This is a genomic window from Ensifer adhaerens (assembly GCF_002940685.1).
GTDB classification, from domain to species: Bacteria; Pseudomonadota; Alphaproteobacteria; order Rhizobiales; family Rhizobiaceae; genus Ensifer; species Ensifer adhaerens_E.
Window position 1 is genome coordinate 14,106 of sequence record NZ_PNFP01000027.1, and the last position, 12,518, is coordinate 26,623.

Annotated in this window: 13 protein-coding genes; 1 reads left to right on the plus strand and 12 read right to left on the minus strand. The window is 62.5% G+C overall.

The window, feature by feature from the left end; all coding sequences use genetic code 11:
- The first annotated feature begins 9 nt into the window (after window positions 1-9).
- Complete coding sequence (locus C1A35_RS33210; protein WP_104668541.1) at window positions 10-768, plus strand: ATP-binding cassette domain-containing protein; 759 nt, start codon at window positions 10-12, stop codon at window positions 766-768.
- 51 nt (window positions 769-819) lie between these two features.
- On the opposite strand, the gene C1A35_RS33215 is transcribed toward C1A35_RS33210, so the two are convergent.
- The 12 genes from C1A35_RS33215 to C1A35_RS33270 form a co-directional block, all read right to left on the minus strand.
- Complete coding sequence (locus C1A35_RS33215; RefSeq protein WP_104668489.1) at window positions 820-1,194, minus strand: cytochrome C oxidase subunit IV family protein; 375 nt, start codon at window positions 1,192-1,194, stop codon at window positions 820-822.
- A 9-nt stretch (window positions 1,195-1,203) separates the two neighbouring features.
- Window positions 1,204-1,926 (minus strand): heme-copper oxidase subunit III family protein, encoded by a 723-nt coding sequence (locus C1A35_RS33220; RefSeq protein WP_104668490.1) that lies wholly within the window; start codon window positions 1,924-1,926, stop codon window positions 1,204-1,206.
- A gap of 10 nt (window positions 1,927-1,936) precedes the next feature.
- Window positions 1,937-2,641 carry a cytochrome c oxidase subunit 3 gene (locus C1A35_RS33225; RefSeq protein WP_104668491.1) on the minus strand — a complete coding sequence of 235 codons (705 nt, stop codon included), beginning with the start codon at window positions 2,639-2,641 and terminating at the stop codon, window positions 1,937-1,939.
- Window positions 2,638-4,416, minus strand: a complete 1,779-nt coding sequence (gene ctaD / locus C1A35_RS33230) for a cytochrome c oxidase subunit I (protein ID WP_104668492.1) — start codon at window positions 4,414-4,416, stop codon at window positions 2,638-2,640. Before ctaD ends, C1A35_RS33225 begins: the two co-directional genes overlap by 4 nt.
- A 101-nt stretch (window positions 4,417-4,517) precedes the next feature.
- On the minus strand, window positions 4,518-5,360 hold the full coding sequence (locus C1A35_RS33235; RefSeq protein WP_104668493.1) for a cytochrome c oxidase subunit II: 843 nt from the start codon (window positions 5,358-5,360) through the stop codon (window positions 4,518-4,520).
- A gap of 241 nt (window positions 5,361-5,601) precedes the next feature.
- Window positions 5,602-5,988 (minus strand): c-type cytochrome, encoded by a 387-nt coding sequence (locus tag C1A35_RS33240; RefSeq protein WP_104668494.1) that lies wholly within the window; start codon window positions 5,986-5,988, stop codon window positions 5,602-5,604.
- 207 nt (window positions 5,989-6,195) lie between these two features.
- Window positions 6,196-7,263 (minus strand): ABC transporter ATP-binding protein, encoded by a 1,068-nt coding sequence (locus C1A35_RS33245; RefSeq protein WP_104668495.1) that lies wholly within the window; start codon window positions 7,261-7,263, stop codon window positions 6,196-6,198.
- 10 nt (window positions 7,264-7,273) lie between these two features.
- Window positions 7,274-8,107: a carbohydrate ABC transporter permease gene (locus tag C1A35_RS33250; RefSeq protein WP_104668496.1), complete on the minus strand. Its 834-nt coding sequence runs from the start codon at window positions 8,105-8,107 to the stop codon at window positions 7,274-7,276.
- Between the two features lie 4 nt (window positions 8,108-8,111).
- Window positions 8,112-9,047 (minus strand): carbohydrate ABC transporter permease, encoded by a 936-nt coding sequence (locus tag C1A35_RS33255; RefSeq protein WP_104668497.1) that lies wholly within the window; start codon window positions 9,045-9,047, stop codon window positions 8,112-8,114.
- Window positions 9,048-9,189: 142 nt separating this feature from the next.
- Window positions 9,190-10,452 (minus strand): ABC transporter substrate-binding protein, encoded by a 1,263-nt coding sequence (locus C1A35_RS33260; RefSeq protein WP_104668498.1) that lies wholly within the window; start codon window positions 10,450-10,452, stop codon window positions 9,190-9,192.
- A 69-nt stretch (window positions 10,453-10,521) separates the two neighbouring features.
- The gene (locus C1A35_RS33265; RefSeq protein WP_104668499.1) at window positions 10,522-11,694 is read right to left on the minus strand and encodes a PLP-dependent transferase; all 1,173 of its coding nucleotides are present in this window, start codon (window positions 11,692-11,694) and stop codon (window positions 10,522-10,524) included.
- Window positions 11,691-12,407 (minus strand): FadR/GntR family transcriptional regulator, encoded by a 717-nt coding sequence (locus tag C1A35_RS33270; protein ID WP_104668500.1) that lies wholly within the window; start codon window positions 12,405-12,407, stop codon window positions 11,691-11,693. Before C1A35_RS33270 ends, C1A35_RS33265 begins: the two co-directional genes overlap by 4 nt.
- Window positions 12,408-12,518 lie beyond the last annotated feature (111 nt).

Below are 12,518 nucleotides of genomic sequence, written 5' to 3' on the forward strand. Positions count from 1 at the left end.
GGCGACGTCATGAACGCGAACGTTAGTGCTGCAGCAGAGCCGGTCCTGAAGCTGAAGGACATCCGCAAAACCTTTGGCGGCGTCACCGCGATCGAGAACTTCTCGCTGGAGGTCCGTCCGGGCGAGATCGTGGCGCTCGTCGGCGACAACGGCGCCGGCAAGTCGACGCTGATCAAGATCATCTCAGGCGTTTACACGCCGACCTCGGGAACGATCACCATCGAAAACCAGACCGTGGCGATGTCGAACGCCACCATGGCGCGCGCCCATGGCATCGAGGTCGTCTATCAAGACCTGGCGCTTGCCGACCAGCAGACGGTCTATATGAACATGTTTCTCGGCCGCGAGCCGGTAAACCGTTTCGGCCTACTCGACCGTCGCCGGATGATTTCCGAGACGGAAACGCTGGTGAAGGAACTGGATGTCCGCATCCCCTCGGCTCATGCGACGATCCGCGACCTCTCTGGCGGGCAGCGTCAGGGCGTCGCGATTGCCCGCGCCACCCATTGGGCGAGCAAGCTGATCCTTCTCGACGAACCGACGGCGGCGCTTGGTGTTGCCGAAACCGCCAAGGTCGAAGAGATCGTGGAATCGCTGAAAAGCCGCAACATCGGCGTGCTGATCATCAGCCATAGCCTCGACCAGGTCTTCAAGCTGTCGGATCGCATCTGTGTCCTGCGTCGCGGCAAGCAGATCGGCATCCGCGAGACGGCGAAGACCGACAAGAACGAGATCATCGCGATGATCACCGGGCTTCAGCAGCACTGAGGCACAAGACAACCAGCGGTGCCGCCTCCTTAGGCAGCGCCGCCCTCATCCTCACGGCGCGGCGCCGAAGAAGGTCAGACGGCTTAAGAGCACGTAGTGCGATTCCGAGACCATCAGCGCCACGAAGACCAATACCAGGAGCGGTGGCAGCAGGATCGCGTAGATCAGCGCCAGCCGCTCCCAGGCCATGTGCATGAAGATCGCGACGATGAGGCCGGCCTTCAGCAGCATGAAGATCAAGATCAGCGACCACCTCAGATAGCCCTGCAGCCCGACATAGTCGACGAGGTAGGAGAAGGTGCTGAGCACGAAGAGCAAGAGCCAGACGACCAGGTAGAGACCGATCGGGTGCTGCTGGTGTTCCTGCGCCGGAGCTTGCGACGCTGCTTGCGGTATCGTGTCGGTATGTGCCGTCGTTTCTGCCATGGCCGTGCCTCACCACAGATAGAAGAATGCGAAGATGAACACCCAGACAAGATCGACGAAGTGCCAGTAGAGGCCGGTGATCTCGACGATCTCGTATTGTCCCTTGCGGCTCGTGAAGAAGCCACGCTTGCCGGTCTCGAAGTCGCCGCGCCAGACCTTGCGGGCGATGATCAAGAGGAAGATGACGCCAATGGTAACGTGCGTGCCGTGAAAGCCGGTGATCATGAAGAAGGTCGAGCCGAATTGGGGAGCGCCCCAGGGATTGCCCCATGGGCGCACGCCCTCGGTGATCAGCTTCGTCCATTCGAAAGCCTGCATGCCGACGAAGGTGGCGCCGAAGAGGGCCGTTATCACCATCAGCAAGGCGGTTTTCTTGCGGTCGTGGCGATAGCCGTAGTTGACGGCCATCGCCATGGTGCCGCTGGAGGTGATCAAGACGAAGGTCATGATGGCGATCAGGATCAGCGGAACGTCGGCGCCGCCGATATGCAGCGCGAAGACCTCGCTCGGATTGGGCCAGGGAACGGCGGTCGACATGCGCGCCGACATGTAGGCGATGAGGAAGCAGCCGAAGACGAAGGTGTCGCTCAAGAGGAAGATCCACATCATCGCCTTGCCCCAGGAGACGTTCTTGAACGTCCGCTGGTCGGAGGCCCAGTCGGAGGCGAAACCGGCAAGACCCGCGGGGCGGCGGAGCGGCTCTCTGACAGATGGATGTGTCTCGGCGGACATGCTTGGCTCCTCAGGTCAAGAGTTGCCGGCAGAGTTCGACGAAGTCGTTCGCCCAGCCGGAAAAGAGCGCGAATAGCACCAGCCATACGGCCAGCATGAAGTGCCAGTAGGTGGCGCAGAGCGTGATCGACAGCACGGCCTTTTCGTCCATCGGGCCAGCGCGTGTTTTCAGGATCACCCGGGCAAGCGCGAAAAGGCCGCCGAGGATGTGCAGGCCATGCATGCCAGAGATCATGTAGAAGAAGCTGTTGGCCGGATTGTCGGCAAGCAGGAAACCGGCGTCGGTCAGCTCGCGCCAGGCGAGGACCTGGCCGACGAGGAAGGCGAGGCCCGTTGCAAGAGCTGCGATCAGTGCCGTGCGGCTTGCCTCGTCGCGGTGGTGCTCGGCCGTCACCCGCGCCGTATGAAGCAGCAGACTGCCGAGGCCGAGAATGGCGGTGTTGAGCCACAGGATCCTCGGCATCGGCGTCGACCACCAGTCGGTGGAGGCCATGCGCATGAAATAGGCGCTGATGAAAAGGGAGAAGAGCGCTGCGACGACGGCGAGGAAGACGCCGAGACCAATCTTCGCTGGTGGGATCGTGGGCCTATCGAGCGGGCGCTGGTCGTGGGCGTGGCCGACTTCCAGCCAGGGTTTGGAGAACAGCCGCTGCCGGCTGAGCCACCAGCCGGCGATCGCGAGGATCACCGCCAGGAAGGCGAGGGTGACGTTCATGAGGCCCCCTCCGGCGCATGGCTTGTGGTGCCGGGCTGCGTTTGCGGAATGAAATCTTCCGCTGCGCCTGGAACGCTGTAGTCGTAGGGCCAGCGGTAGACGATCGGCAGTTCCTTGCCCCAGTTGCCGTGGCGCGGCGGCGTTTCCGGCGTCTGCCATTCGAGCGTGGTTGCCCGCCAGGGGTTGCCGCCCGCTTCGCGCCCGTGGCGGATGCTCCAGATAAGGTTGAAGAGGAAGACGATCTGCGCCGCGCCGACGATGAGCGCCATGATGGTGATGAACTCGTTGAGCGTATGGGCGGAAGCCGGCACGAAGGCGGTCTCGCCCATCTCGTAGTAGCGGCGCGGCATGCCGATCAGGCCGAGATAGTGCATCGGGAAGAAGATCAGATAGGCGCCGACGAAGGTGACCCAGAAGTGGAGTTGCCCCATCGCCTCGTTGAGCATGCGGCCGGTGATCTTCGGATACCAATGGTAGATCGCGCCGAAGATGACGAGGATCGGTGCCACGCCCATGACCATGTGGAAATGGGCGACCACGAACATCGTATCGGACAGCGGCACGTCGACGACGACATTGCCGAGGAAGAGGCCCGTCAGCCCGCCATTGACGAAGGTGACGATGAAGGCGAGCGCAAACAGCATCGGCAGCGTCAAATGAATGTCGCCGCGCCACAGCGTCAGCACCCAGTTATAGACCTTGATCGCCGTCGGCACGGCGATGATCAGCGTGGTCGTGGCGAAGAAGAAGCCGAAATAGGGGTTCATGCCGCTGACATACATGTGGTGCGCCCAGACGATGAAGGAGAGCGCGCCGATGATGACGATTGCCCAGACCATCATGCGGTAGCCGAAGATGTTCTTGCGGGCATGCGTGCTGATGAGATCGGAAACGATGCCGAAGGCGGGAAGCGCGACGATGTAGACTTCCGGGTGGCCGAAGAACCAGAACAGGTGCTGGAACAGGATCGGGCTGCCACCGCCGTGCTGCAGCTGTTCGCCCATCTCGACGATCGCCGGCATGAAGAAACTGGTGCCGAGAACCCGGTCAAACAGCATCATGACACAGGCGACGAAGAGGGCGGGGAAGGCAAGCAGCGCCATCACGGTCGCGGTGAAGATGCCCCAGACGGTGAGCGGCATGCGCATCAGCGTCATGCCGCGGGTGCGGCCCTGGAGCACGGTGACGACATAATTGAGGCCGCCCATGGTGAAGCCGATGACGAAGAGAATGAGCGACGACAGCATCAGGATGATGCCCCAGTCCTTGCCGCCGGGCGTGCCCGAAAGCACCGCCTGGGGCGGATAAAGCGTCCAGCCGGCGCCGGTCGGCCCGCCCGGCGCAAAAAAGCTCGCGACGAGCACGAGCACGGCGAGCAAGTAGAGCCAGTAGCTCAGCATGTTGGCGTAGGGAAACACCATGTCGCGCGCGCCGAGCATCAGCGGGATCAGGTAGTTGCCGAAGCCGCCGAGGAACAGCGCGGTCAGGAGATAGATCACCATGATCATGCCGTGCATGGTGATGAACTGGTAGTAGCGCTCGGCGTCGATGAAGGCGAAGGCGCCGGGAAAGCCGAGCTGCAGCCGCATCAGCCAGGAGAGCACCAGGGCAACCATGCCGATGGCGATCGCGGTCGAGGCATATTGCACGGCGATGATCTTGGCATCCTGGCTGAAGACGTAGCGTGTCCACCAGCTGTGCGGATGATAAAGCTCCACGTCCTCCACTTCCGCGGGGCCAATCTGTTCGCCCGTCCCATGCCGGATGTCGACCATCTGCGAGAACCTCCCAACACCGGATCATCTCGATCCAACGCTTTGAAACACGCAACTCCGGACGATGAACCGTGGAGTTGCTCTCGCCGTCGGGGCGCCTCCTATTGCGCCGGGGCGGCACTCACTGCCTGCGCCGTTTCCTTCGTTCCTGCCTTTGCCTGCAATTGCTGGAATGTCGTCTGCTGCGAAAGCCAGGCCTGGTAATCGGCGGCGCTGTCGACGACGACGGTGCCGCGCATTTGTGGGTGGCCGGTGCCGCAGAGTTCGGCGCACAGCACCTCGAACGTGCCGGTGCGCGTCGGCGTCAGCCAGAAATAGGTGACCATGCCCGGCACCATGTCCATCTTGGCGCGGAACTCCGGCACGTAGAAATCATGCAGCACGTCGACCGAGCGCAACAGGATCTTCACCGGCTTGCCGACTTCCAGATGCAACTCGCCGCCTTCGATGACGACGTCGTCGAGGGCTGCCGCGTCATTGCGGTTGAGGCCGAGCGAATTTTCAGGCGTGATATCGCGGGTTTCCGACGTTCCAAGCTTGCCGTCGGCGCCGGGCAGCCGGTAGCTCCACAACCATTGCTGGCCGACGACTTCGACTTCCGCCGCACCGTCGGGAACGGTCACGAACTGGTGCCAGACGAAAAGGCCGGGGGTGAGCATGGCGGCGACGCCGAGCGTGGTGCCGCCGGCAAGCCACCCTTCGAGTTTCCTGTTTTCCGGTTCATAGGCCGCCTGGTTTCCCGGGCGATGCCGAAAACGCAGGACGCAATAGGCCATGAAAAGCACGACGGCGACGAAAACGACGCCGGTAATCCAGAAGGTGATGATGAGCGTATTGTCTATGTAATTCCAGTTGGACGCGATCGGCGTCCACCACCATGGGCTCAACAGATGGAACAACACCGAACCGACGGCCACCAAAACCAGAACAACTACCACGGCCATTTCTGTCCCTCCTCGCCGCTGGCGGCTGTGGGCATGAATACGCAATCCGTAGAGCCTGCTGCATGTCTCCTTTAATCACAGCCGATTAAAGGACAAAAACATGCAGGGATTCAAAGTTCTACAGCGACCTTTGCGCGTCTGGTGAGACGCGCGGCGCTGTACCTGCAATTATTGCACGAACGTCGAATAGCCGCAATTCACCGCCTCCGTGCAGGCAGCAGTTGCGTTTGGTCTTTTCAGCCTACTGCGAATACTGCTTGAGATAGGCGATGAGGTTGGAGATATCGGTGTCGTCCTTCAGCCCGGCGAAGGCCATCTTGGTGCCTTTTATCTTGGTGCGGGGATTGTGCAGATAGTCGCGCAGATGCGCCTCATCCCAGACGAGCCCGGCCTTTCCTGCGTCGATCATGGCCGGAGAGTAGCTGAAGTCGGCATGGGTGCCCGCCGTTCGCCCGAACAGATGGTTGAGGGATGGCCCAACCTTGTTGGTATCGCTGTCGGCGACGTGACAGATGGCGCATTTCTTGAAGACAGTGGCTCCGGCGCTAGCATCGCCCTCTTGCGAAAGGGCTGCGAGCGGACAGAGCATCGTTGTCGAAAAGGCAAGGGCAACAACAAGAATTCGCATGACACTTCCTCAAAATCGCCGGGCGCAGGCAAGGAAGGCTATCGTCAATCTGTCTTTTTGGCGGTGCTTGCTTCTCTTAAGTTGGCGCCACGGGCGGTTGATACTTGCGACACCGAAACGGTACGCCTCGCCCTCAGGAAGTCAACCGGCGGAGCCGGCCTGTCGCCGGCTCTCCGCCTAAATTTTCGCCATGGCCGGTGCTGGCGATCAGACGCGATTGCCATCGGCATTGAAGAAGTGCAACCGCTCGACAGCCAGGCGTACGGGAAGCGTGCCCGAAGCGTTCAGGAACTTGCGGTCGTTGGTGAAGGCCTTGAAGCCGGCGCGGCCGAAGGAGAGGTGCAGGATGATGCCGAAGCCGGTCGGCTCGACCAGATCGACATTGGCTTTCAGCGCGTCAGGTCCTTCGACGCCGATTTCGACGTGCTCCGGGCGGATGCCGAGCGTCGCCTTGGCGCCGTCTGCCAACGCGGGATGCGGCTGCGCGGGTATCGTGACGCCGCCTTCGGTCTCGAAGCGCGGGGCGGTGCCGTTCAGGTAAGTGCCCTCGAAGAAGTTCATGCCGGGCGAACCGATAAAGCCGGCGACGAAGAGGTTGGCTGGCCGGTCGTAGAGATCGAGCGGGCTGCCAACCTGCTGGACGAAGCCGCCGTTCATCGCGACGATGCGATCAGCGAGCGTCATCGCCTCGATCTGGTCGTGGGTGACGTAGATCGAGGTGGCGCCCAGATCCTTGTGCAGCTTCTTGATCTCGGCGCGCATCTGCTCGCGCAGGCGCGCATCGAGGTTCGACAGAGGCTCGTCGAAGAGAAAGGCCTTGGGTTCGCGCACGATGGCACGCCCCATGGCGACGCGCTGGCGCTGTCCGCCCGAAAGCGCGCGGGGCCGGCGCTCGAGCAGCGGATCGAGCCCGAGCTTGGCGGCCGCTCCGGAGACGACGCTTGCGATCTTCTCCTTCGCTGTCTTGCGGAGCCTGAGGCTGTAGCTCATGTTCTTGGCGACCGACATGTGCGGGTAGAGCGCATAGGACTGGAACACCATGGCGATGTCGCGATCCTTCGGCGCGAGCTCGTTCACACGTTTGCCGGCGATGCGGATTTCGCCCGAGGTCACACTTTCAAGACCTGCGATCATGCGCAAAAGGGTGGACTTGCCGCAGCCGGAGGGGCCGACGAGCACAACGAACTCGCCGTCGCCGATCTTGAGATCCACATCGTGCAGGACCGGGTGGATGCCGTAGGATTTCTGGATGTTGGCGATATCGATGGAAGCCATGGGATGATCCTCAGCCTTTGACCGCGCCGGCCGTGAGGCCCTGGACGAGATAACGTTGAATGAGCAGGAAGAAGAGGCAGGCGGGGATGAGTGCGAGCACACCGGCTGCCATCATCTGCCCGAAGTCGACGGAGAACTTCGACACGAAGGACAGAAGTCCAACGGGGAAGGTCGCCTGGTCGTTGCCGGAAATCAGCATCAGCGAGAACAGCAGTTCGCTCCAGGCGGCGGTGAAGACGAAGCCGAGGGTCGCGGCAATGCCGGGCAGCGTCAGCGGCAGGATGATCTGGCGGAAGGCGACGAACTGGGTGGCACCGTCGATCATCGCCGCTTCCTCCAGGTCCTTCGGAATGCCGTCGAAGAAGGACTGCATCAGGAAGGTGGCGAAGGGCACGTTGAAGGCGGTGTAGACGATGACGAGGCCGGTCAGGCTGTTGGTCAAGCCGAGCGGCGAGAGGATCTTGAAGATCGGCGCCACCAGCATGACCAGCGGAAACATCTGCGTCAGGAGCATCAGCGCCACCAGCCAGTACTTGCCGCGGAAGTTGAAGCGCGACAGTGCATAGCCCGAGAGCGAGGCGAGGATGGTGACGATGACGGCCGTGGAACCCGAAACGATCAGGCTGTTCTTGAAGAACACCGGAAAGGCGCTGTGGCGCAGCACGAAGTCGAAATGCTCGAGGCTGGCGCGCGACGGCCACATCCGAATGCCTTCGGAATAGAGCAGGTCGTTCGGAGTGACGGCGACCTTCAGGAGCCAATAGAGCGGGAAGAGCGCAAACGCGATGTAGGCAAGGATTGCCAGCCGGTGCGCGATCAAGAGGAGAAGAGGTTTGGCGCGCATCGTCTCAATCCTTGCTCAAGAGCCATTGTCTGAGGATGACGATCAGCATCGAATAGGCGAGCAGCAGTGCCAGGAGCACGAGCGCGATCGCCGAGGCGTAACCGAAATCCAGCCGCTTGAAGGCCTGGGTGAAGATGTAGCTGGCGACGATCTGGGTGCGGTCGGCCGGTCCGCCATTGGTCATGACGATGATCAGGTCGGCGAAGTTCGAGATCCAGACGGTGCGCAGGAGGATGGTGATGGCGATGGTCGGCGCGAGGAAGGGGAGCGTGATCGAGAAAAAGCGCTGCACCGGGCCGGCGCCGTCGATGCTGGCGGCCTCATAGAGGTCGCGCGGGATCGCCTGAAGGGCTGCGAGCAGCGTGATCGCGAAGAAGGGAATGCCCCACCAGACATTGGCGATGATCGGCCCCCACATGGCAAGCTGCGGGTCGGAGAGGATGTTGTGCGGCTCGCTCATGATGCCGAGGCCGAAGAGCCAATGCGGCAGGGGGCCGACGACCGGATTGAACAGCCAGGCCCAGTTGAGGCCGGCCAAGAAGCTCGGCACGGCCCAGGGCAGAAAGACGAGCGCCTGGGCAAGGCCGCGGCCGTAGAAGGGCTTGTCGAGCAGCAGCGCCAGGATCAGGCCGAAGACGAACTGGAAGAAGACCGACGCGCCGGTCCACCAGAGCGTGTTGCGCAGCGCCCGGTAGAAGGCCTGGTCTTCGGAGAGCGCCCGGAAGTGATCGAGCCCGATATAGGCGCCGGAGAACGGGTTTAAAAGCTGGATATCACGGAAGGCGTAGGAAACGCCGAGCACCAGCGGCACCAGCATCACGGTGACGATCAGGATCAGCGCCGGCGCGCTATAGAGATAGGGCGCTGCGCTGTCGGCGATGCGCTTCTTCAGCGGTGTCCTGCCTGCCGGCAGGCCGCCTTGGCGGGCGACATGGTCCATCGATCAAAATTTCCCCTGTGCGGCCGCCGGTTTTTTCGACGTGCCTCGTTTTCGTCAGTCGGAGCGGAGTGCGGGCGGAGACCGCGCCGACGTCATTCCGCTCGAAGAGGGCCGGTGGCGGCGAACCGCCACCGGCCAAGGCTTACTTCTTGCTGGCGAGGAACTTCTGCTGCGCCTTGGTGAGGTATTCCGCCCACTGGTTGGCGAGCTGTTCCGGCGTGATGTCGCCGAGCAGCGCTTCCTGGGTCGTCTTGATGGCGAGCGAATCCTTGAAGAAGGCGAATTCCTCGAGGTAGGTCGGCATGACCGTCAGGACGACGTCCTTGTCGGCAAGCTCGTCGAACCAGCCCTTGAACTGCGCGCTCGCATAGAAGGGATCCTTCTCGGCGGACTTGTGCACCGGCAGCGCGCCGGTGCGCTTGTTCCACTCGATGTTGCCTTCCGGCCCTTCGAGCGTCTCGATCAGCTTCCAGGATAGGTCCTTGTTCTGGCTGGCGGACAGCATCGACCAGCCGGCGAAGCCGATGGTGGTAAAGGCCTTGCCGCTCGGGCCCTTCGGCATGGTGGTGACGCCGAAGTCTTCCGATTTCATGCGCTCGGCAATGGCGATCAGCGCGTCCGGATCCTGGTCGAGGAAGGCGCAGGTGCCGCTATAGAAGCCGGCGACGATTTCGTTGAAGCCCCAGTTGACGCTGTCCTTCGGTGCCAGCCCCTTCTTGTAAAGGTCGATCACCCAGGTGAGCCCCTTGACCCAGCCTTCGCTGTTCATGGTCGAGGTGCCGTCCTCGTTGAAGAAGGTGTTGCTGCCGGCCATGGTGGCGCCGAACATTACCCAGCCGTTGAGGCCGCCCGGACCGCCGCGCAGGCAGTAGCCGGATTTACCCGGAAGCTTCGAGACGGCTTCGGACGCCTTGACGAAATCGTCCATGGTCTTCGGCGGCTCGTTGACGCCGGCTTCCGACAAGAGCTTCTTGTTGTAGAACATGGCGCGCAGATAGAAGCCGTAGGGCAGCATGTAGGCGGTGTCGTTGACGTCGCGGCCGAGTTCGAGCGCGCGTTCCGTCAGGCCGCCGGTGTGTTCCCACTTGGCGAGGTAAGGCTCCAGGCTTTCGAGCATGCCGTTGTTGGCATAGAGCGACAGCCAGGTGTCGGGCATTTCCATGACGTCGGGCAGTTCGCCGGCCGAAACCATGGTCGCGAACTTCTGGAAGGCTTCGCCCCAGGGCAGCGAGATGATCTCGACCGTCGTGCCGGGGTTGGCGGCCTCGAACTTGGCGACGATCGACTTCAGGGTCTCGGTGCGCTCGGGGCTGGTGATAACCTCGACGAGCTTCAGCTTGGTGTCGGCGAGCGCGCTTCCGGCCATGAGGCTGGCGAGAAGCGTGGCAGTGATCAGTTTCTTCATTTCTGTTCCCTCTTTTCTTCGTTGGTTTTGGTTCAAAGTGGGCGGAACGGGATCCTCATCCCGCTCCTGTCAGTCAGTCGAAGCGACGGCGAGCGCCGCTTCGAGATCGCTCCAGAGGGCCTCCGTTCCCTCCAGGCCGACATGGAGCCGTACCGACCGCGGCGAGATGCCGAAGGCGGCCGCGGAATTGGGCTGGGCTTTCTGCGACAGCACGACTTCACCCGGCACGATGAGGCTTTCATGTCCGCCCCAGGAAACGCCGAGCTTGAAGAGTTCGAGATGATCCGCGAAGCGCCTGACGTCGACGCCTTCGCGGAAGATGAAGGAGAAGAGGCCTGATGTGCCCGAGAGCCCCGGCGGCAGGGTGTTGCCGAGGCCGGGATGGCAGACGGTCTCGACCAGCGGATGGGCCTGCAGGCGACGCGCCACTTCAAGCGCCGAGCGCTCATGCGATTTCATACGGATCGGCAGGGTGCGCAGGCCGCGGATCAGGAGCCAGGCATCGAAGGGCGAAAGCTTGCCGCCGAGATAGGGATAGGCTTCGGAACGGATGCGGCCGATGAGCTCCTTCGATCCGGCGACGACGCCGGCGACGACGTCCGAGTGGCCGCCGAGATACTTCGAGGCCGAATGGATGACGAGATCGACGCCGAGCGAGATCGGCTGCTGGAAGATCGGGCTTGCCCAGCTGTTGTCGATCGCGGTGATGATGCCCTGGTCCTTGGCCAGGCGGGCAAGGGAAGCGACGTCGTGGGTGTCCATCACCCAGCTCGTCGGGCTTTCCATGTAGAAGAGCTTGGCGCCGGGCAGGGCCTTGGCAACCGCTTCCTCGTCGCGGCCGTCGACATAGGTCACCTCGATCTTCATGCGCTTCAGGTGCGTGCCGAACAGGCGGAAAGCATCGGGGTAGACGTGGTTGACGGCGACGATGCGGTCGCCGGGTTCGACGAAGGAGAGCACGGTCGACGAGATCGCCGACATGCCGCTCGCAAAACCGATCGCGTCCTCGCCGCCTTCGAGCTTCGCCAGCATCTCCTCGAACATGCGTACCGTCGGGTTGAGGCCGCGGGTATAGATCGGCCGCACGCGCTCGCCCCGGTAGGAGGCGACCATGTCGTCATAGTCCTTGAAGGTGAAGAGCGAGGTCTGCACGATCGGCGGCACGACGGCGTCGAAGGCGTGGCCCTCGTCATGCGCGACGATCAGCGAGGCATGGTCGAACGGATCGAGGCCGTTGGTCATTTGGACATTTCCTTGATGTCTTCCTCGACGATCGCGAGGATTTTCAGTGTTTCTTCGCGCGCGATTTCAGGGTCCTTTGCCGCGATCGCGTTGAAGAGGGTGCGGTGGAACGGGAAGGAGCGGCGGGCGAAATCCGTGCGATCGAAAGGATGGTCCCAGAAGCGCTCGAAGGCCTCGCGCATTTGTTCGAGCAGCTGGCGAAAGAGTGGATTGTGCGTGGCGTCGTAGATCGCCAGGTGGAAGGCGAGGTCTTCCGGGCCCGACGTGCCCTTGGCGATATGCACCCGCTCCATCTCGTTGAGCTTGACCTCGATGATCTCAAGGTCTTCGTCGGTCCGTCGGCGCGCCGCGACCATGTTGGCCTCGACCTCGATGCCGCGGCGAACCTCGAGCGTCATCAGCAGCACATCGCGTAAGTGCGCGGCGTCAAGCGTGAGCGGCATATGGACGGTTGCGCCCGAGATCGTGCGCAGAAGATAGGTGCCGCTGCCCTTGCGCGCTTCGACCACGCCCAGCGCCTGGAAGTGGCGGATGACCTCGCGGATGGTGGAGCGACCGACGGCAAGTGCCGTCATCAGCTCGCGTTCGGCCGGCAGGCGTTCGCCCGGCTTGAGGCCCGATTGATCGATGTAGTCAGCCAACGCGGCAATCACCTGCCGGGCCCGGTCGGCCGGGGGCAGGGGCATCAGCGCCGCTCTTGCCGGTTCACTCATTCGGCGCCCTCCCCAGAGGCCAAATTGGTCTGACATCTGAGCACTATGGATAAGGTGGCAGGGGTCGTCAAGCAGGAACTGATGAACGATGGCGGCCATTGACCTGGCGCG

Bases quoted from the DNA above. Each gene is read 5' to 3' on its own strand.
- C1A35_RS33210 (WP_104668541.1), top strand. From the start codon at position 10: ATGAACGCGAACGTTAGTGCTGCAGCAGAGCCGGTCCTGAAGCTGAAG.
- C1A35_RS33215 (WP_104668489.1), bottom strand. From the start codon at position 1,194: ATGGCAGAAACGACGGCACATACCGACACGATACCGCAAGCAGCGTCG.
- C1A35_RS33220 (WP_104668490.1), bottom strand. From the start codon at position 1,926: ATGTCCGCCGAGACACATCCATCTGTCAGAGAGCCGCTCCGCCGCCCC.
- C1A35_RS33225 (WP_104668491.1), bottom strand. From the start codon at position 2,641: ATGAACGTCACCCTCGCCTTCCTGGCGGTGATCCTCGCGATCGCCGGC.
- ctaD (WP_104668492.1), bottom strand. From the start codon at position 4,416: ATGGTCGACATCCGGCATGGGACGGGCGAACAGATTGGCCCCGCGGAA.
- C1A35_RS33235 (WP_104668493.1), bottom strand. From the start codon at position 5,360: ATGGCCGTGGTAGTTGTTCTGGTTTTGGTGGCCGTCGGTTCGGTGTTG.
- C1A35_RS33240 (WP_104668494.1), bottom strand. From the start codon at position 5,988: ATGCGAATTCTTGTTGTTGCCCTTGCCTTTTCGACAACGATGCTCTGT.
- C1A35_RS33245 (WP_104668495.1), bottom strand. From the start codon at position 7,263: ATGGCTTCCATCGATATCGCCAACATCCAGAAATCCTACGGCATCCAC.
- C1A35_RS33250 (WP_104668496.1), bottom strand. From the start codon at position 8,107: ATGCGCGCCAAACCTCTTCTCCTCTTGATCGCGCACCGGCTGGCAATC.
- C1A35_RS33255 (WP_104668497.1), bottom strand. From the start codon at position 9,047: ATGGACCATGTCGCCCGCCAAGGCGGCCTGCCGGCAGGCAGGACACCG.
- C1A35_RS33260 (WP_104668498.1), bottom strand. From the start codon at position 10,452: ATGAAGAAACTGATCACTGCCACGCTTCTCGCCAGCCTCATGGCCGGA.
- C1A35_RS33265 (WP_104668499.1), bottom strand. From the start codon at position 11,694: ATGACCAACGGCCTCGATCCGTTCGACCATGCCTCGCTGATCGTCGCG.
- C1A35_RS33270 (WP_104668500.1), bottom strand. From the start codon at position 12,407: ATGAGTGAACCGGCAAGAGCGGCGCTGATGCCCCTGCCCCCGGCCGAC.